11 protein-coding genes, 2 tRNA genes and 3 rRNA genes are annotated in these 19,569 nt (G+C 59.6%); 15 read left to right on the forward strand and 1 reads right to left on the reverse strand.

Annotated features, from left to right (window positions below; translation table 11 throughout):
- The first annotated feature begins 32 nt into the window (after positions 1 to 32).
- The 4 genes from JWZ97_RS18090 to JWZ97_RS18105 all read left to right on the forward strand — a co-directional run bounded on the left by JWZ97_RS18090 (position 33) and on the right by JWZ97_RS18105 (position 3,989).
- Entirely contained in the window at positions 33 to 308 is a 276-nt protein-coding gene (locus JWZ97_RS18090; RefSeq protein WP_205432019.1) for an FmdB family zinc ribbon protein, read from the forward strand.
- A 68-nt stretch (positions 309 to 376) separates the two neighbouring features.
- Positions 377 to 2,155: an aspartate--tRNA ligase gene (gene aspS, locus JWZ97_RS18095; protein WP_205432020.1), complete on the forward strand. Its 1,779-nt coding sequence runs from the start codon at positions 377 to 379 to the stop codon at positions 2,153 to 2,155.
- A 113-nt stretch (positions 2,156 to 2,268) separates the two neighbouring features.
- On the forward strand, positions 2,269 to 3,366 hold the full coding sequence (gene nadA / locus JWZ97_RS18100) for a quinolinate synthase NadA (protein ID WP_205432022.1): 1,098 nt from the start codon (positions 2,269 to 2,271) through the stop codon (positions 3,364 to 3,366).
- Between the two features lie 80 nt (positions 3,367 to 3,446).
- The gene (locus JWZ97_RS18105; RefSeq protein ID WP_205432023.1) at positions 3,447 to 3,989 is read left to right on the forward strand and encodes a GNAT family N-acetyltransferase; all 543 of its coding nucleotides are present in this window, start codon (positions 3,447 to 3,449) and stop codon (positions 3,987 to 3,989) included.
- Positions 3,990 to 4,244: 255 nt separating this feature from the next.
- Here the strand turns inward: JWZ97_RS18105 and JWZ97_RS18110 are convergent, their stop codons facing one another.
- Entirely contained in the window at positions 4,245 to 5,012 is a 768-nt protein-coding gene (locus JWZ97_RS18110) for a sulfite exporter TauE/SafE family protein (protein ID WP_205432025.1), read from the reverse strand.
- Between the two features lie 209 nt (positions 5,013 to 5,221).
- Here JWZ97_RS18110 and rlmH point away from each other — a divergent pair, with 209 nt between their 5' ends.
- The 11 genes from rlmH to rrf all read left to right on the forward strand — a co-directional run bounded on the left by rlmH (position 5,222) and on the right by rrf (position 19,443).
- The gene (gene rlmH, locus JWZ97_RS18115; RefSeq protein WP_205432027.1) at positions 5,222 to 5,689 is read left to right on the forward strand and encodes a 23S rRNA (pseudouridine(1915)-N(3))-methyltransferase RlmH; all 468 of its coding nucleotides are present in this window, start codon (positions 5,222 to 5,224) and stop codon (positions 5,687 to 5,689) included.
- A 1-nt stretch (position 5,690) separates the two neighbouring features.
- A complete protein-coding gene (locus JWZ97_RS18120) occupies positions 5,691 to 6,284 on the forward strand; it encodes a nucleoside triphosphate pyrophosphatase (RefSeq protein WP_205432029.1) in 594 nt (197 codons plus the stop codon).
- Positions 6,281 to 7,735 carry a ribonuclease G gene (gene rng / locus JWZ97_RS18125; protein WP_205432031.1) on the forward strand — a complete coding sequence of 485 codons (1,455 nt, stop codon included), beginning with the start codon at positions 6,281 to 6,283 and terminating at the stop codon, positions 7,733 to 7,735. The genes JWZ97_RS18120 and rng overlap by 4 nt, the downstream gene beginning before the upstream one ends.
- Positions 7,736 to 7,777: 42 nt before the next feature.
- Positions 7,778 to 11,632 carry a YhdP family protein gene (locus JWZ97_RS18130; RefSeq protein WP_205432033.1) on the forward strand — a complete coding sequence of 1,285 codons (3,855 nt, stop codon included), beginning with the start codon at positions 7,778 to 7,780 and terminating at the stop codon, positions 11,630 to 11,632.
- Positions 11,629 to 12,450, forward strand: a complete 822-nt coding sequence (locus tag JWZ97_RS18135) for a carbon-nitrogen hydrolase family protein (protein ID WP_205432035.1) — start codon at positions 11,629 to 11,631, stop codon at positions 12,448 to 12,450. Before JWZ97_RS18130 ends, JWZ97_RS18135 begins: the two co-directional genes overlap by 4 nt.
- A 42-nt stretch (positions 12,451 to 12,492) precedes the next feature.
- Complete coding sequence (gene tldD / locus JWZ97_RS18140; protein WP_205432038.1) at positions 12,493 to 13,938, forward strand: metalloprotease TldD; 1,446 nt, start codon at positions 12,493 to 12,495, stop codon at positions 13,936 to 13,938.
- 400 nt (positions 13,939 to 14,338) lie between these two features.
- Positions 14,339 to 15,874 (forward strand): 16S ribosomal RNA (locus JWZ97_RS18145).
- A gap of 66 nt (positions 15,875 to 15,940) precedes the next feature.
- Positions 15,941 to 16,017, forward strand: a tRNA-Ile gene (locus JWZ97_RS18150).
- Between the two features lie 4 nt (positions 16,018 to 16,021).
- Positions 16,022 to 16,097 (forward strand) — tRNA-Ala (locus JWZ97_RS18155).
- Between the two features lie 207 nt (positions 16,098 to 16,304).
- Positions 16,305 to 19,198, forward strand: a 23S ribosomal RNA gene (locus tag JWZ97_RS18160).
- A gap of 132 nt (positions 19,199 to 19,330) precedes the next feature.
- Positions 19,331 to 19,443 (forward strand): 5S ribosomal RNA (rrf, locus tag JWZ97_RS18165).
- The 16S, 23S and 5S rRNA genes sit together here with 2 tRNA genes alongside, the layout of an rRNA operon.
- Positions 19,444 to 19,569 lie beyond the last annotated feature (126 nt).

A 19,569-nucleotide genomic window follows, 5' to 3' on the forward strand; every position in this document is an offset into this window, starting at 1 on the left:
ACTGGCGGGCCAATCGAATACGGAGTCTGCTCATGCCCATCTACGAATATCAATGTAAATCCTGCGGCCACGAACTGGAGGCCATCCAGAAGATCAGCGAAGAGCCTTTGAAATTTTGCCCGGAGTGCGGCAAGGAAGAACTGACCAAGCTGGTGTCGGCGGCGGGCTTCCGGCTCAAGGGCGGCGGCTGGTACGAAACCGACTTCAAAAGCGGAGGCAAAAAGAAAAACCTGGCCGGGGAGGGCAGTTCAGCCGCCTCGACATCGACCAAGGAAAGCTCGTCCTCCAAGGCAAGCTCCTCGGAGTGAGCTTGCGCGTCTAGGGGTCTATCCGTACCATTCGACCCTTTTCATCATTCGGTAGAGTACACAGCACCATGCGCAGCCACACATGCGGGGAACTCAATGCAACCCACCTGGATCAGGAAGTAGACCTTTGTGGCTGGGTGCATAGGCGCAGGGACCACGGTGGAGTGATCTTCATCGATCTGCGCGACCGCGAAGGCCTGGTGCAGATCGTGTTCGATCCGGACCAGGTCGAGGCGTTCAAACTGGCGGAGAGCGTGCGCAGCGAATATGTGCTGAAAGTGCATGGCCGGGTGCGTCGCCGCCCGGCCGGTACGGAAAACGCCAACCTGCCCACCGGCGCCATCGAAGTCTTTGCCACTGCGCTGGAGATCCTCAACAAAGCGGAAACGCCACCGTTCCCCATCGAGAGCGAGATCGAGGTCAACGAGGAAACTCGTTTGCGCTACCGCTACATCGACCTGCGCCGCCCGGTGATGCAGGGCCGCATGCGCATGCGCCGCGACATCACCCGCTTCCTGCGCAATTTCCTCGATCATCACGGTTTCTACGAAATCGAAACGCCCTTTCTGACCAAGGCGACCCCCGAAGGCGCGCGCGATTATCTGGTGCCCAGCCGCACCCATGAAAACGCCTTCTTCGCCTTGCCGCAGTCGCCCCAGCTCTACAAGCAATTGCTGATGATTTCCGGCATGGATCGCTATTACCAAGTGGTTCGCTGCTTCCGCGACGAAGACTTGCGCGCCGATCGCCAGCCGGAATTCACCCAGCTCGATATCGAGACTTCCTTCCTGGACGAAAACGCCATCATGTTCCTGATGGAAGCCATGATCCGGGATTTGTTCGCCGAGGTCCTGCAGACCGAGCTGCCCAATCCCTTCCCGCGCATGACCTATGCCGAAGCGATGCGCCGCTACGCCTCGGACAAGCCGGATCTGCGCATCCCGCTGGAGCTGATCGATATCGCCGACGTGTTGCAGAACGTCGACTTCAAGGTCTTCGCCGGTCCCGCCAAGGATCCGGACGGCCGCGTGGTTGCGCTCAAGCTGCCGGGCGGCTGCGAGCTGTCGCGCAAGGAGATCGACGACCTGACCCAGTTCGTCGGCATCTATGGCGCCAAGGGTCTGGCCTACATCAAGGTCAACGACCGTACCCAGGGGCTGGAAGGCCTGCAATCGCCCATCCTCAAGTTCCTGCCGGAGGATGCGGTGCGTGCGATCCTGGACCGCACCGAAGCCGAGACCGGCGACCTGATCTTCTTCGGTGCCGACAAGGCGAAGATCGTCAACGAGGCCATGGGCGCCCTGCGCGTCAAGCTGGGCCAGGACCGCGGACTGGTGGAAAAGGGCTGGAAACCGCTGTGGGTCACCGACTTCCCCATGTTCGAATGGGACGAAAAGAGCGGCCGCTGGTTCGCCCTCCATCATCCCTTCACCGCGCCCAATTGCAGCGAGGACGAACTGCTGGCCCATCCCGGATCGGCGCTCTCACGCGCCTACGACATGGTGCTGAACGGCACCGAGATTGGCGGCGGCTCCATCCGTATCCACCGCACCGACATGCAGAGCAAGGTCTTCGAATTGCTCGGCATAGGCGAGGAAGAGGCCCAGCAGAAATTCGGCTTCCTGCTCAACGCGCTCAAGTACGGCGCGCCGCCGCACGGCGGACTGGCTTTCGGTCTGGATCGCCTGGTCATGCTGATGTCCGGCGCGAGTTCCATTCGCGAAGTGATGGCCTTCCCCAAGACCCAGTCGGCCTGGTGTCCTTTGATCGACGCTCCGGCGGAAGTCAGCGACGTGCAGTTGCGGGAGTTGGGAATCAAATTGCGCAAGCCCAAGGAACCGGTTTAAGCCGGGAACTTGTCTACGGTCGGGTTGGGCGGCTTTAGCGCGCTACCCCGCCGTTCGTTTTTGCACGGTTCCGCCCGTGTCCGTTTCAAGCACTTCTTGTACGAGTTATCGCCATGACCGCTCAAGCCATTCCTTTCGAAAACTACGCTCTGCTGGACGACGCCGAGTGCGACGCGCGCATCGTTGCGGCCAAGGAGGAGTTGAACGGGCGCTGCGTGATACTGGGCCATCACTACCAGCGCGACGAGGTATTCAAGCACGCCGATTTCACCGGCGACTCGCTCAAGCTGTCGCGTCTGGCGGCGGAGTCGGATGCCGAATACATCGTGTTCTGCGGCGTGCATTTCATGGCCGAAGTGGCGGATATCCTGTCCCGCCCCGATCAGGTCGCGATACTTCCCGACATGGCCGCCGGCTGTTCCATGGCCGACATGGCCAATCTGGCCAACGTCGAGCGCTGCTGGCGCGAACTGGCCGAGGTCCTGAATCCGGACGAGTCCGTTACGCCGGTGACCTATATCAATTCCGCCGCCGATCTCAAGGCATTCTGCGGTCGTCACGAGGGTATCGTCTGCACCTCCAGCAATGCGCAGAAGATCCTGGAATGGTCGTTCGCGCGACGGGAGAAGGTGCTGTTCTTTCCCGACCAGCATTTGGGCCGCAACACCGGCTATCGCATGGGCATACCCTTGGACGAGATGGTGGTGTGGGACTACGACCAAGCTCGCGGCGGCTTGAGCGAGGAGGCAATCCGCAAGGCGAAGATCATCTTGTGGAAAGGCTTTTGCTCGGTGCACCAGATGTTTTTCCCCGAGCACATCGACCGTTTCAAGGCACAGTACCCGGACGCCCTGGTCATCTCGCATCCGGAATCCAGCTTCGAGGTGTGCCAGAAGTCCGATTACATCGGCTCCACCGAATACATCCTCAAGACCGTGCGCGAAGCGCCGGCCAACACCCGCTGGCTGGTGGCGACCGAACTGAATCTGGTGAACCGGTTGCACGAGGAAGTGAAGCACCAGGGGAAGAACGTGCACTTCATGTCGCCGACGGTGTGCATGTGTTCCACCATGTTCCGCACCGATCCCCAGCACGTCGCCTGGGTGCTGGAAAACCTGGTCGCCGGTCATGTGGTGAATCGCGTGCGGGTGCCGGAAGATATCGCCCGGCAAGCCAAGTCCACGCTGGATCACATGCTGGCGGTCGTGTAGGCCTGCGGCCGAGTCGGCTACGGGGAGCTGGAATCGCTATGCGTAATGGCGGGTAAGGGATTGCCGATCGGCAAGCCAACATGTCGCTGACCTTCCGCAAAGCCGTTGCCGACGAGGCCGAAAGCGTCGCCGCGCTGATTAACTCCGCCTACCGCGGCGAACGAAGCCGCCTGGGTTGGACGACCGAAGCCCATTTGCTGGACGGGCTGCGGACGGATACCGCAGATATTCGGCAACTGATCGCCCGCCGGGATTCCATCATCCTGCTTTGTGAACACGCGGAGGCGATCATCGGCTCCGTGCATATCGAAAAAGCCGGCGGCGACGCCAACCTGGGCATGTTCGTGGTCGATCCGACCCGTCAGGGGCAAGGGGTCGGCAAGCATCTGCTGTCTCGCGCGGAAGAAACCGCCCGGACGGAATGGCAGGTCGACAAGATCGTCCTGCATGTCATCACGCTGCGCCACGAACTGATTGCGTTTTACGGCCGCCGTGGCTATCGCCGTACCGGCGTGCTGCATGAGTTTCCGGTCAATCCGGCACTGTGGACACTCAAGGTCGATGGGTTGGCGCTCGAGGTGCTGGAAAAACGTGTGGGACTCGGCGTTCGGCCTGAACCCTAGACCCCGGCATCCTGCCCGGACGATACTCGGCCCGCTGGCGCGAGCGGCCGAGAACCGTCTCTGCGTCGGCTTCATCGAGACGAAGATCACCGGCTTCGGCACCGAACCGCTGCGGGCATTCCTGTCGTCCGGTCGGTATCGCCGTCTCTAACCGCATCGCCAATGCCCGGCCGGATCGACATAAATGACGGCTTCGTCCTATCACCGCGAAGGGCGGCAGGTCGTTGACGGTACCGAGCGCATATACCGCGAGCCTTAGCGCATCAGGATCAGGTCGCAGGCGAATTTGCCGATCAGCGCGCCGAGCAAGATCAGGAACAGCCACCTGACCAATCCTGCCCCCCCTCGCAGCGCCAGCCGCGTTCCGACCAGGCTGCCGGCGATGTTGCACGCCGCCATCGCGACGGCGTAGCCGGGCAGAAGGTTCCCCGAGGGCACGAAAAAGCAAAGCGCCGCGAGATTGGTGGCGAAGTTGACGAACTTGGCCGCCGCCGAAGCATGCAGGAAGTCGAAGGCGAAGAAGCGGATGAACAGGAAGATCAGAAAACTCCCGGTGCCCGGCCCGAACAGGCCGTCGTAAAAGCCGATGGCCCCGCCGATTGCGGCCGCCTGCCGGCGTTCGCGTCTGCCGATGGCCTTGGGCTTGTGCAAACGGCCGAAATTCTTGCGCCACAAGGTATAAACCGCCATCACGATGAGCAGGACCAGGACGACGGGTTTCATCGCGGCACCCGGCACGAAACTGACCGCGGCCGCGCCGGCGAACGACAGGACGAAAGCCGACACAGCCGCTGGCAAAACCAGCGGCCAGGGCAGTCGCACCCGGCGGATATAGCTGCGTGCCGCAGTGGCCGTTCCGCAGATGCTGGCGAACTTGTTGGTGCCGAACAGGGTGGCGGGTGGAGCGTCGGGCAGGGTGGTGAACAAGGCCGGTATCTGTATCAGCCCACCGCCGCCGACGGCGGAGTCGATCAGGCCGGCGAAAAAAGCCAGGGTGCCGAGCAGTATGAGCGGTTCGTGCATGGGAAGTAGGCGGCGGGCTTTCCAGTGCCCTGGATAGGAGATCGCGGGAACCGCGAGGCTAGCAGTTCGCCGGCCGCTAGGTCAAAATGGCGCTTGCCCAAAGATCGGGCCGACGCCGTCCACCACTCCGTTCTGATCCATTTATCGATGTTGTCTCCTTTGTTGCCGGCACGCGGGTTCCGCGTTTGCGGCACTGCGCCTGGTACCGGATGCAGATTCAATTGATCGCCGTGGGTCAGCGCATGCCCGATTGGGTGAGCGAGGGCTACGGGGAATATGCCAAGCGCCTGCCGCGCGAATGCGAGTTGCGGCTCAAGGAAATCGCACCCGGCCAGCGCGGCAAGAATGCCGATATCGCCCGGGCGATGGCCGACGAGGGGCAGAAGATGCTGGCCGCGATACCGGCCGGCGACCGCGTGGTGGCCCTGGATTTGAGCGGACGGGAATGGTCCACGGAGCAGCTCGCCCACAGCTTGACCCGCTGGCTGGGCGACGGGCGCAATGTCTCCCTGCTGGTTGGAGGACCGGACGGCCTAGCCGCCGAATGCCTGGCTCTGGCCGACGAGCGCTGGAAACTGTCGGCCTTGACCCTGCCGCATCCTTTGGTGCGCATACTCGTGGCCGAGCAAATCTATCGGGCCTGGAGTATCCTGCAGCATCATCCCTATCATCGTTAGCATGAGCGGCCCTCAACTCATCCTCGCATCCGCCTCGCCCCGCCGGCGCGAATTGCTCGCACAGATCGGCGTGAAATTCGACGTCTTTCCGCTAGCGCTGGCCGAGGTCCCGGAAGCCGGCGAATCGCCTGAGGCCTATGTCCGTCGGGTGGCACGGGAAAAGGCCGAGGCGGGCTGGTCGGCGAGCGGTGCCACGCGGCCGGTGCTCGGCGCCGATACCGAAGTGGTGCTGGACGGCGAGATTTTCGGCAAGCCGCGCGATCTCGAGCACGGCGTGTGGATGCTGAAGCGATTGTCCGGGCGCGCGCACCGCGTGCTGAGCGCCGTGTCCTTATGCACGGACGGCGGGCACAGCCAGGTGCTCAGCGTCAGCGAAGTGAGCTTCCGCGATATCGCGGAAGCTGAAGTCCGCGCCTACTGGGCCAGCGGCGAGCCGCGAGATAAAGCCGGAGCCTACGCCATCCAGGGTCTGGGCGCGATTTTCGTACGCCACTTGAGCGGCAGTTATTCCGGCGTGATGGGTTTGCCCTTGTACGAAACCGCCGGCTTGTTGAGCCAGTCCGGCATTCCCATTCTGACCCCGGATTCCGCATGAGCGACGAAATTCTGATCAATGTCACGCCGCCGGAGACCCGCGTCGCGGTGGTCGAAAACGGCGTCCTGCAGGACGTGATGATAGAGCGGGCGCGCAGCCGCGGGCTGGTGGGCAATATCTACAAGGGCCGGGTGTGCCGGGTCTTGCCAGGCATGCAGGCGGTGTTCGTGGACGTGGGGCTGGAGCGGGCGGCCTTTCTGCACGTGTCCGATCTCAACGCGGCGGAGCGCGAGAAAGCGGTCGACAATCAGATCGAGCTGGTGTTCCGGGAAGGGCAGGACCTGGTGGTCCAAGTGGTCAAGGATCCCATCGGCGCCAAGGGCGCGCGTTTGACCACGGAAGTCTCGGTGCCGTCCGTATATCAAGTCTACATGCCTTACGCCAAGGTCAGCGGCGTTTCGCAACGCATCGAGTGCGACGCGGAGCGCGCGCGCCTTAGGGCCTGCGTGGAAGGTTTCCAGCGCGACCACAATACCGGCGGCTTCATCGTGCGCACCGCCGCGGAAGGCGTCGACGAGGCTGCCCTGCGCGCCGACATGCTGTTCCTGCAGAAGCTGTGGAATTCCATCGCCCAACGCATCAAGACCGTCAAGGTCAAGACCCTGCTGCACGAGGATTTGCCCTTGGCGATGAGGGTGCTGCGCGATCTGCACTGCAGCAAGGTGGAAAAGATCCGCGTCGATTCGCGCGAGACCTATTCCCGTCTGCTCAAGTTCGGCAAGGAGTTCGTGACGGAAACGGTGCCGCTGATCGAACATTATTCCGGCGAACGGCCGCTGTTCGATCTCTATGGTGTCGAAGAGGAGATCCAGCGCGCCCTGGAGCGCAAGGTGGCGCTCAAATCGGGCGGCTACCTGATCTTCGACCAGACCGAGGCCATGACCACGGTGGACGTCAACACCGGTGCCTTCGTCGGCGGCCGCAACCTGGAAGAGACCATCTTCAAGACCAATCTGGAAGCGGCGCAGACCATTGCCCGGCAGCTCAGGCTGCGCAATCTGGGCGGCATCATCATCATCGATTTCATCGACATGCAGGACGAGGACCACAAGCAGCAGGTGCTGCAGGCCTTGTCCAAGAGCCTGGAAAAGGATCACGCGAAGAACAGCATCAGCGAGGTCTCGGCGCTGGGCCTGGTGGAGATGACCCGCAAACGCACGCGCGAGAGCCTGGAACATGTGTTGTGCGAGCCCTGCCCGACCTGCAGCGGACGCGGTATGCTGAAAACGGCCGAAACCGTGTGTCTGGAGATATTCCGCGAAATCATCCGCGAAGTCCGTCAGTACAACGTGCAGGAGCTGCTGGTGCTCGCCTCCAACGAGGTGGTCGAGCGCTTGCTGGACGAGGAGGCCGACATGCTGTCCGAGCTGGAAACCTTCCTGAACGTCACCGTCAAATTCCGCGCCGAGGCGCAGTACAACCAGGAGCAATACGATGTGGTCTTGCTCTGATCCGTCCGGACTTTGCTGAAGCTCCTCCCGCATCTCGGGCGTGTGACGCGCTACGTATTGCTGAGTCTGCTGGTGGCCAGTGCCCTGGCGCTCAGTGTCATTCGTTTCTGGCTCATCCCTCAGGCGGCCGCTTACCGGGTGACTCTGGCGAGCGAAATCGCCAAACAGCTCGGCGCGCCGGTGGAAATCGGAACCCTGGCCGCCGACATGAGGGGCTTCGAGCCGGTGATCGTGCTGAAAGGCTTCAGCCTGCTTGATCCGACTTCCGGAGGACCGGCGCTGTCATTCGAGCGCTTGTGCGTGCGCCTCGATTTGCCTCGTACCGTGTTGAGCGGTCGGCCGGTCTGGCGCAGCTTGAGCCTGGAAGGCGCGCGTGTGGTGGTGCGGCGGGATGCCGAAGGTCGATTCGGCCTGCTCGGGGTGGCAGGAAGCGGGGGGCGGCCCGCTTGGCTGATGGCTCTCGGGCAGATCGAACTGCGGGATATCGAGCTGGGCTGGCGTGACGAACGAACCGGCGACGCCACACGATGGTTGGGGCGCGCCGATTTTATGTTGGAGAACGAAGACGGCCGTCATGGGGTGAATATCACCCTGGATTTGCCGGTAGATCTGGGCGGCAGGGTGGTTCTGGCGGGCGAGTGGCAGGGACTGCCCGAGCGGCTGGATGAATTGGATGGCCGGTTTTATGTGGCTGCCCAGGGCTTGCGTCCGGGGGCTATCGAGGTACCGGTCGATTTCCCATGGCGGGTACGAGGGGGCAGTGTCGATTTCGCCTTGTGGGGCGAGGTGCGGGACGGCCAGCCGAGCCAGATCGCGGGCCGGCTGACTGCGCTCAAGGCGGCCTTGGCTCATCATGCCGCCGAACCAGCGGAGGAACACAGCCTGGTCCTGAACCGGCTGCAAGGCGATTTTCTGTGGCAGGCGACGAAGAGCGGTTGGCAAGCGGACTTCAAGGGCGTGCGGCTGGCCTTGTTCGACCAGCCGGTCGCCCCGGTCGATCTGGCCCTGGCCTACGAGTCGACCGGAACCGGAAGCGAGCCGGTGCTGCGCGCGGCAGCGACGCGAGTGTCCCTCGACGACTTGCGCGTGCTGCTGGATGCCTTGCCGCTGCTGAATGAGGAAAGCCGCGCGCGTGTGAGGGCGCTCGCCCTTCAAGGCGAACTCAGCGATGTCCGGCTGGCCTATACCAGCCGGACGGAGTGGGCCTTATGTACGCGTTTTGACCAGTTCGGTGCGAAGGCACTCGACGGTTTGCCGGGCGGCCGCGGTCTGAGCGGCTCTCTCTGCGGCAACGATAGGCACGGTCGGCTTCGGCTGGCGTTGCGCGACAGCGAGCTGGGTTTTAGAACCCTATGGCCCAAAGACTTGCACCTATCCACCCTGGACGGCGAACTGGGTTGGCGCCAGGACGACGAAGCATGGTCGCTGAACGGCGAGGTGTCGAAAGCGAGCGCGCCGGGACTGAATCTGGCCGGGCGTTTTCTGCTGGTATTGCCCAAGGACGGGAACCGTTCGCCCTTCCTGAGCGTGCGAGCCGGTTTGCGCGACGTGCATGCCGCGGCGATCCGCGACTATCTGCCCGTGGCCGTCATGCCGCGCCTGTCGGCAAATTGGTTGACCGAGGCTTTCGAGGCCGGGCGGGTTCCGCGCGCTGACTTCCTGTTCCACGGGTATTTGCGCGACTTCCCCTTCGCCAACGGTGAGGGTGTGCTCCAGGCCCAGGTACAAGCCGAGGGCATGGAGCTGGATTTCAATCCCGAGTGGCCGCATCTCTACGACGTACATGGCCTGATCGCGTTCCGCAGTCGGGGCATGGTGATCGAAGCCGACGCCGGCCGCATCGGCGATGCGCAGATACGCTCGGCGCATGCGGAAGTGGGCGATCTGGTCCGTGAAGACTGGCTGGCGATCACCGGCGAGGTGGAAACCACCGTTCCCCAGGCCATGCAATTCCTGAGCAGGACTCCGTTGCGGCGCATTCCCGAGCATTTGCTGAAAGCAGCCAATCCGGCGGGTACGACGGCGATTTCGTTGAATTTGCAGGTGCCCATCAGCGAAGGGATGAGCGAGGTGAGAGTCGACGGCAGGGCGCGCCTGACGGATGCGGCCTTGGAACTACCCGCGCTGGGACTAACGCTTTCCCATATTCAGGGCGATCTGGGATTCCGCAACGAAGGGCTGGCGGCGCAGGGTATCCGGGCGCAGATGCTGGACGAGCCCGTCGATATCACGGTCGAGCAGAGTCCCGGCGACATCCTGATCGGCGCGAACGGCCGGGTTGGAATCAAATCCTTGACCAAAACCTTCCCGGCACTCGGCGGACGGCGCATCGCCGGGCAGGCGGCTTATCGCCTCGAACTGGCCATTCCGGAAACCATGGATGCCAGCAGCCGCCCGTTCCGCATGCATCTGGCTTCCGACTTGAACGGCCTGAGCCTGGAACTGCCGGCCCCCTTGGGCAAGATCGAGCGCTCGAAACGGGATTTTCAGTTGGATTTGCTGTTTCAGCAGGCCGGACGGTCGTCCCTGCAGGTGGCTTATGGCTCCGAACTCAAGGCGCGATTCGCGCTGGCAGATACGGCGCAAGGCCTGCAGGTAACGGGGGGGGAGCTTGCCGTGGGGGCGCCCTTGTCGCCACCTGGCGGCACGACGGGCTTACGCCTCCATTTCGATCTCCCCGAGCTTAACCTGGCGGCCTGGGCTACGGCACTGGACGGCGGCCAGACCGACAAAACGGCAGCGTTTCCGCTCGCGCCGGATGTCGTAGATATTTCCATAGACCGTTGTACGTGGGACGAAAAGGAACTGGGCCACCTTGATCTGCGTGGGAGCCGGTCCGATGACACCTGGCGCGGTACGCTGGACACGCTCTACGGCAAGGGGCGGTTCGAGCTTAATGTGCCGGAGTTCAGTCCGCCCAAATTGACGCTCGACCTCGATACGTTGAAGTGGCCGAAGCTGGCGCAGCCGATCGCGCCTGACGACGGCGGCGACGTCGATCCTTCCCGCTTGCCGGCCCTGAAACTGCGCAGCAAGCAGACGCTTTGGCAGGGCAGTGCGCTCGGAGTTTTGGACCTCGAGGCGGAGCGCTGGACCCAGGGCTTGAATATCCGGCATTTGACGCTGGGCAGCAGCAATCACCAGCTCAAGCTCAAGGGGCGCTGGATGAAGGCCGAGACAGGCCCGGAAACGTCGTTGGACGGGAGTCTGGACGTAAAGGATATGGGGCGCTTCGTCGAGGAACTGGGCTATGGCCGGGAGATACGCGACACCGAATCCCATCTGCGTTTCAACCTGAATTGGCCCGGCGGACCGCAGCGGTTTTCCGCGGCGCGGGTGGCGGGGCATATCGACATGAAACTCGGTAAGGGCGGCTTGCTTCAGGTGGAGCCTGGGCTGGGACGAGTGATCGGCATGTTAAACTTGAGCACTTTGAGCCGCCGCTTACGCCTGGATTTCAGCGACATGTTCGGTAAGGGTCTGGCTTACGACAGCGTGGCAGGGCGGTTTACCCTCGGGGGCGGGCAGGCGCGGACGGAAAGTTTTCTGATCGAGGCCGCAGCAGCCAATATCTTCGTGAGTGGACGCGCCGGCTTGGTCGACAAGGATCTCGACATGCAAATCGCCGTCGTGCCGCACACCTCGGTCGCCTTGCCGATCGCCGGAACCCTGGCCGGTGGACCTGCGGTCGGCGCGGCCGTGTTGCTGGCCCAGCGCCTGGTCGGCGATGAGGTCGATGCCATCACGGCCAGTCATTACGAGGTCTCGGGACCTTGGAACAGCCCCAGGGTGACCAACGAATCCGGGTACATGCCGATGGATATGATCAATCGCGCATGGTCGGGTCTTAAAGAATTGTCCGGTTTTGAATCACAAGAAGGAGAGCTACAACCATGACGAAAACGGTGTGCGCGGCGGTCCAGATGGCGTCCAGCCCCAACGTAGGCGCCAATCTGATCGAAGCTGGCCGGCTGGTGGCAAAGGCCGCCGAGCAAAAAGCCGGCTTAGTGGTCCTGCCTGAAAATTTCGCCATCATGGGGATGAGCGAAACCGACAAGCTGTCGGTCGCCGAGCCGGATGGCGCGGGGCCGATACAGGAATTTTTGAGCAAGACGGCTGAGAAGCACAAGGTCTGGCTGGTGGGCGGGACGATACCCGTGCAGGCCGGGGCGGGCAAGGTCAGGGCGACCACCCTCGTGTTCAACTCGCGTGGCGAACGGGTCGGCCGTTACGACAAGATTCATTTGTTCGATGTCGACGTACCCGGCAGCAACGAACAATACCGCGAATCCAACACGATCGAGCCAGGCGAACAGGCTTTGGTGGTCGATACGCCGTTCGGCCGCTTGGGCGTGGCCATATGTTACGACCTGCGTTTCCCTGAACTGTTTCGCCAACTGGCGGATCATGGCATGGACATACTGGCGGTCCCGGCCGCGTTCACCGCGCGTACCGGCGCGGCGCACTGGGATATCCTGGTCCGCGCGCGAGCCGTGGAGAACCTCTGCTACACCATAGCCAGTAATCAGGGTGGGTTTCACGTAAACGGCCGGGAAACCTATGGTCACAGCATGATCGTCGATCCCTGGGGTAAGGTTTTGGCGTCCCAGCCCAGCGGTTCCGGCGTCGTGGTGGCCGAAGTCGATTCGGAGCAACTGACGAAGGTTAGAATCACTTTTCCGGCGCTCCACCATCGCCGATTGTATTGCCGATGATGGTACAGTGCGGATCAAATTCCTAATTCCGTGAGTACGACGATGACCAACCTATCCTTGACCATTGCACGGCAAACCATACTCGAACCGGCCGGCCTGGTCTCTTCCGATCTCGACAAGGCCATGGGTCAGTTGCTGGGATCGAAAATCGACGCCGCCGACATCTATCTGCAGCACAGCCGTTATGAGTCCTGGGGTCTGGAGGATGGCATCGTCAAGGAAGCGAGTCACAGCATAGAACAGGGCGTCGGAGTGCGGGCGGTGGCGGGAGAAAAAACCGGCTTTGCCTATAGCGACGAAATCGCCCTGCCTGCGCTGTTGGAGGCGGCCAAAAGCGCGCGAGCCATCGCTCACGGCGGACAAAATGAACGCATAGCGCTCAGCAACGCGGCGCGAGCGCCTGCCTTATATAGTCCCATCGATCCTCTGCAGTCTCTGCCCGAAGAGGAAAAAATCGATCTGTTGCGCCGACTCGACGAAGTGGCGCGGAAAATCGATCCGAGGGTGGAGCAGGTAATGGTCAGCCTCGTGGGCGCTCATGACGTAGTCATGGTCGTGGATCAGGATGGTGTAATGCACGGCGACGTCCGCCCGCTCGTCAGGCTTAATGTCAGCGTCATCGTGCAGCAGAACGGACGGCGCGAGCAGGGCAGTCATGGCGGTGGGGCACGCAAGGACTATCGCTATTTTCTGGAGGACGGTCGGGCGGAAAGTTATGCCCGCGAGGCGGTAAGGCAGGCATTGATAAATCTGGATGCGGTCGATGCGCCAGCCGGCAGCATGACGGTTGTGCTCGGATCGGGTTGGCCCGGCGTCATGTTGCATGAGGCGGTCGGCCATGGTCTGGAGGGCGATTTCAACCGTAAGGGGACATCCGCGTTCAGCGGACGCATCGGCGAGCGCGTGGCTTCTCCGTTATGCACCGTGGTGGATGACGGGTCGATTCCTGAACGACGCGGTTCGCTTAATATCGATGACGAAGGTACGCCCACTCAATCCACCGTACTCATCGAAAAGGGCATACTCAAGGGCTATATGCAGGACAAGTTGAACGCCCGCCTGATGAACGTCAAACCTACGGGTAACGGACGTCGGGAGTCGTATGCCCACTTGCCGATGCCGCGCATGACGAACACATTTATGCTGGCGGGAGAACACGATCCCGACGAAATCATCGCTTCCGTGAAGACGGGGCTTTATGCGCGCAATTTCGGCGGCGGTCAGGTCGACATCACATCCGGCAAGTTCGTTTTCTCGACGAGCGAGGCTTATCTGATCGAAAATGGAAAAATCACTCGGCCCGTTAAGGGCGCAACCCTGATCGGCAACGGTCCGGACGTGATGAATCGGGTCAGCATGGTCGGCAATGATCTGGCTTTGGATAGCGGCGTGGGGAGTTGCGGCAAGGAGGGCCAAAGCGTGCCAGTGGGCGTAGGTCAGCCCACTTTGCGTATCGATGGCATCACGGTAGGTGGTACGGCCGTTTGAAGGAATAGACACATCAATGTGACCAGCAGGTTACAAAGGTGTTGACAGTTGCTCATAAATTCTTCAGAATGCGCAGCTCTTCCGGTGAGGTGCTAGGCACTGAAGCGGGAGGGTGGGAGCGTTGAGGTTTTGCAGTGGGCTTAGGGAAGAGGGTTTTGGAGCTGGTTGGGTTTGCGGCTTCGGACGAAGGGGTTGACAGGGTGGTTGGGTGCTGTAAAATGAGCGGCTCTTGAACGGCACGGAGCTAACGGTGCCGGGTTCTTTAAAAAATTGATCAAATAATTTGTGTGGGCGCTTGCGTTCGAATGCATTAAGCCAGTCTTAATAAATTTCGATGTGAGTGCGTAACACGCGCTTAGTCGATTCAAGATAAAGTCCAGGGTAACCTGGCAAAGCCATTAAACTGAAGAGTTTGATCATGGCTCAGATTGAACGCTGGCGGCATGCTTAACACATGCAAGTCGAACGGTAACAGGCCTTCGGGCGCTGACGAGTGGCGGACGGGTGAGTAACGCGTAGGAATCTGCCCACGGGTGGGGGATAACTCTCCGAAAGGAGAGCTAATACCGCATAAGCCCTACGGGGGAAAGCGGGGGATCTTCGGACCTCGCGCCGGTGGATGAGCCTGCGTAGGATTAGCTAGTTGGTAGGGTAAAGGCCTACCAAGGCGACGATCCTTAGCTGGTCTGAGAGGACGACCAGCCACACTGGGACTGAGACACGGCCCAGACTCCTACGGGAGGCAGCAGTGGGGAATATTGGACAATGGGCGCAAGCCTGATCCAGCAATGCCGCGTGTGTGAAGAAGGCCTGCGGGTTGTAAAGCACTTTAAGCAGGAAAGAAGGGCGGAAGGCTAATACCCTTTTGCATTGACGTTACCTGCAGAATAAGCACCGGCTAACTCCGTGCCAGCAGCCGCGGTAATACGGAGGGTGCGAGCGTTAATCGGAATTACTGGGCGTAAAGCGTGCGTAGGCGGTTTGATAAGTCTGATGTGAAAGCCCTGGGCTTAACCTGGGAACTGCATTGGATACTGTCAGACTCGAGTGTGGGAGAGGGTAGTGGAATTTCCGGTGTAGCAGTGAAATGCGTAGAGATCGGAAGGAACACCAGTGGCGAAGGCGGCTACCTGGACCAACACTGACGCTGAGGTACGAAAGCGTGGGGATCAAACAGGATTAGATACCCTGGTAGTCCACGCTGTAAACGATGTCAACTAGCCGTTGGGAGCAATTAGGTTCTCAGTGGCGCAGCTAACGCGTTAAGTTGACCGCCTGGGGAGTACGGCCGCAAGGTTAAAACTCAAATGAATTGACGGGGGCCCGCACAAGCGGTGGAGCATGTGGTTTAATTCGATGCAACGCGAAGAACCTTACCTGGCCTTGACATGTCGCGAACCCTGCAGAGATGCGGGGGTGCCTTCGGGAGCGCGAACACAGGTGCTGCATGGCTGTCGTCAGCTCGTGTCGTGAGATGTTGGGTTAAGTCCCGTAACGAGCGCAACCCTTGTCCTTAGTTGCCAGCGAGTAAAGTCGGGAACTCTAAGGAGACCGCCGGTGATAAACCGGAGGAAGGTGGGGATGACGTCAAGTCATCATGGCCCTTATGGCCAGGGCTACACACGTGCTACAATGGTCGGTACAGAGGGCAGCCAAGCCGCGAGGTGGAGCTAATCCCACAAAGCCGATCTTAGTCCGGATTGCAGTCTGCAACTCGACTGCATGAAGTCGGAATCGCTAGTAATCGCGGATCAGAATGCCGCGGTGAATACGTTCCCGGGCCTTGTACACACCGCCCGTCACACCATGGGAGTGGGTTGCACCAGAAGTAGGTAGTCTAACCGCAAGGGGGGCGCTTACCACGGTGTGATTCATGACTGGGGTGAAGTCGTAACAAGGTAGCCGTAGGGGAACCTGCGGCTGGATCACCTCCTTATATAAGCTCGCTTCAATGCGGAGCGTAAGTGTCCACAACAAATTATTTGATCAAGACGAAGAGCTCGGGTCTGTAGCTCAGGTGGTTAGAGCGCACCCCTGATAAGGGTGAGGTCGGAGGTTCGAGTCCTCCCAGACCCACCATTGAGGGGTCATAGCTCAGCTGGGAGAGCGCCTGCCTTGCACGCAGGAGGTCGGGAGTTCGATCCTCCCTGACTCCACCATAACTCAAGTGATCGGCGATTGATGAGCCGCAAGCAGTATGAACCGAGTAATGCTTGCGAGTCATCATTTGTGGATGACTGTTCTTTAACAATTTGGAAAACGTACACTGTAATGCTCAGTGAAGATGGCCTTGAGCCATTGGAGCGAAAGCATAACACGCGAGATGTCAGCATTGCTGTATGACTTCAAACTTTTTGGGGTTATATGGTCAAGTGAATAAGCGCATACGGTGGATGCCTAGGCGGTAAGAGGCGATGAAGGACGTGGCAGCCTGCGAAAAGCTTCGGTGAGGTGGCAAACAACCTGTGACCCGGAGATGTCCGAATGGGGAAACCCACCTGTCATAAGACAGGTATCCTGCAGTGAATACATAGCTGCTGGAAGCGAACCGAGGGAACTGAAACATCTAAGTACCTCGAGGAAAAGAAATCAACCGAGATTCCCCAAGTAGTGGCGAGCGAACGGGGAGCAGCCCTTAAGCATCAGTAAGATTAGTGGAAGCGTCTGGAAAGTCGCGCCATAGTGGGTGATAGCCCCGTACACGAAAATCTTACTAATGTGAAATCGAGTAAGGCGAGGCACGTGAAACCTTGTCTGAACATGGGGGGACCATCCTCCAAGGCTAAATACTCCTTACCGACCGATAGTGAACCAGTACCGTGAGGGAAAGGCGAAAAGAACCGCGGTGAGCGGAGTGAAATAGAACCTGAAACCGTATGCGTACAAGCAGTGGGAGCCTACTTTGTTAGGTGACTGCGTACCTTTTGTATAATGGGTCAGCGACTTACTTTCAGTGGCGAGCTTAACCGACTAGGGGAGGCGTAGCGAAAGCGAGTCTGAATAGGGCGATTCAGTCGCTGGGAGTAGACCCGAAACCGGGCGATCTATCCATGACCAGGGTGAAGGTGCGGTAAAACGCACTGGAGGCCCGAACCGGGATCTGTTGAAAAAGATTCGGATGAGTTGTGGATCGGAGTGAAAGGCTAATCAAGCTCGGAGATAGCTGGTTCTCCTCGAAAGCTATTTAGGTAGCGCCTCGTGTATCACTCTCGGGGGTAGAGCACTGTTACGGCTAGGGGGTCATCCCGACTTACCAAACCGTTGCAAACTCCGAATACCGAGAAGTGCAAGCACGGGAGACACACGGCGGGTGATAACGTTCGTCGTGAAAAGGGAAACAACCCAGACCGCCAGCTAAGGTCCCAAAATCATGGCTCAGTGGAAAACGATGTGGGAAGGCACAGACAGCCAGAAGGTTGGCTTAGAAGCAGCCATCCTTTAAAGAAAGCGTAATAGCTCACTGGTCGAGTCGGCCTGCGCGGAAGATTCAACGGGGCTCAAGCCATGTACCGAAGCTGCGGATTTGACGCTCAGCGTCAAGTGGTAGAGGAGCGTTCCGTACGCCTGAGAAGGTCAACCGTAAGGTTGGCTGGAGGTATCGGAAGTGCGAATGCTGACATAAGTAACGATAATGCGGGTGAAAAACCCGCACGCCGAAAGCCCAAGGTTTCCTGCGCAACGTTAATCGGCGCAGGGTTAGTCGGCTCCTAAGGCGAGGCCGAAAGGCGTAGTCGATGGAAAACAGGTTAATATTCCTGTACCTGTTACAACTGCGATGGGGTGACGGAGAAGGCTAGGTCAGCCGGGTGTTGGTAGTCCCGGTTTAAGCGTGTAGGCAGGGGTTTTAGGCAAATCCGGAACCCTAATGTCGAGACGTGATGACGAGCTCGTAAGAGCAGAAGTGATTGATGCCAGGCTTCCAAGAAAAACCTCTAAGCTTCAGGTTGTAAGAGGCCGTACCAAAACCGACACAGGTGGGCAGGATGAAAATTCTAAGGCGCTTGAGAGAACTCGGGTGAAGGAACTAGGCAAAATGATACCGTAACTTCGGGAGAAGGTATGCCTCAAGTAGGTGAAGTGACTTGCTCATGGAGCCCAACGAGGTTGCAGTGAAACGGTGGCTGCGACTGTTTATTAAAAACACAGCACTCTGCAAACACGAAAGTGGACGTATAGGGTGTGACGCCTGCCCGGTGCCGGAAGGTTAATTGATGGGGTCAGCCGCAAGGCGAAGCTCTTGATCGAAGCCCCGGTAAACGGCGGCCGTAACTATAACGGTCCTAAGGTAGCGAAATTCCTTGTCGGGTAAGTTCCGACCTGCACGAATGGCGTAACGATGGCCACACTGTCTCCACCCGAGACTCAGTGAAATTGAAATCGCTGTGAAGATGCAGTGTACCCGCGGCTAGACGGAAAGACCCCGTGAACCTTTACTATAGCTTTGCACTGGACTTTGAATCGACTTGTGTAGGATAGGTGGGAGGCTTTGAAGCGCAGACGCCAGTTTGCGTGGAGCCAACCTTGAAATACCACCCTGGTCTATTTGGAGTTCTAACCCAGGTCCGTAATCCGGATCGGGGACCGTGCATGGTGGGTAGTTTGACTGGGGCGGTCTCCTCCCAAAGAGTAACGGAGGAGCACGAAGGTGCGCTCAGCGTGGTCGGAAATCACGCACAGAGTGTAAAGGCAAAAGCGCGCTTGACTGCGAGACAAACACGTCGAGCAGGTACGAAAGTAGGTCTTAGTGATCCGGTGGTTCTGTATGGAAGGGCCATCGCTCAACGGATAAAAGGTACTCCGGGGATAACAGGCTGATACCGCCCAAGAGTTCATATCGACGGCGGTGTTTGGCACCTCGATGTCGGCTCATCACATCCTGGGGCTGTAGTCGGTCCCAAGGGTATGGCTGTTCGCCATTTAAAGTGGTACGCGAGCTGGGTTTAGAACGTCGTGAGACAGTTCGGTCCCTATCTGCCGTGGGCGTTGGAGATTTGAGGGAAGTTGCTCCTAGTACGAGAGGACCGGAGTGAACGAACCTCTGGTGTTCCGGTTGTTTCGCCAGAAGCATTGCCGGGTAGCTATGTTCGGACAGGATAACCGCTGAAAGCATCTAAGCGGGAAGCCCCTCCCAAGATAAGATCTCCCTGGGACCTCGAGTCCCCTGAAGGGCCCTGGTAGACCACCAGGTTGATAGGTTGGGTGTGGAAGCGCAGTAATGCGTGAAGCTAACCAATACTAATTGCCCGTGTGGCTTGACCATATAACACCCAAACAGTTTGGTGAAAGCCAACAGGGTGTCTGACATCCGCGAAGTGTACGTTTTCCAAGACATCGACAAGGCCTAAGGCCTTGCCGATGAACAACAAAAGCTCCAAAAGCTTAACCAGTTTTGCCTGGTGGCCAGAGCGAGCGGGAACCACCCGATCCCATCCCGACCTCGGAAGTGAAACCGCTTAGCGCCGATGATAGTGTGGACCCCCATGCGAAAGTAGGGAACTGCCAGGCACCTAACCCCTAAACCCCCGCTCTTAAAATCAAGACGGGGGTTTTTTATTGCGACGTCTTTTCTGGCACGAATAGAGAATCTCGGCGGAGTGATTTTAGAATTTCTCGGTAATTGCTTATGTGGGA

The organism is Methylococcus sp. EFPC2 (genome assembly GCF_016925495.1).
GTDB lineage: Bacteria > Pseudomonadota > Gammaproteobacteria > Methylococcales > Methylococcaceae > EFPC2.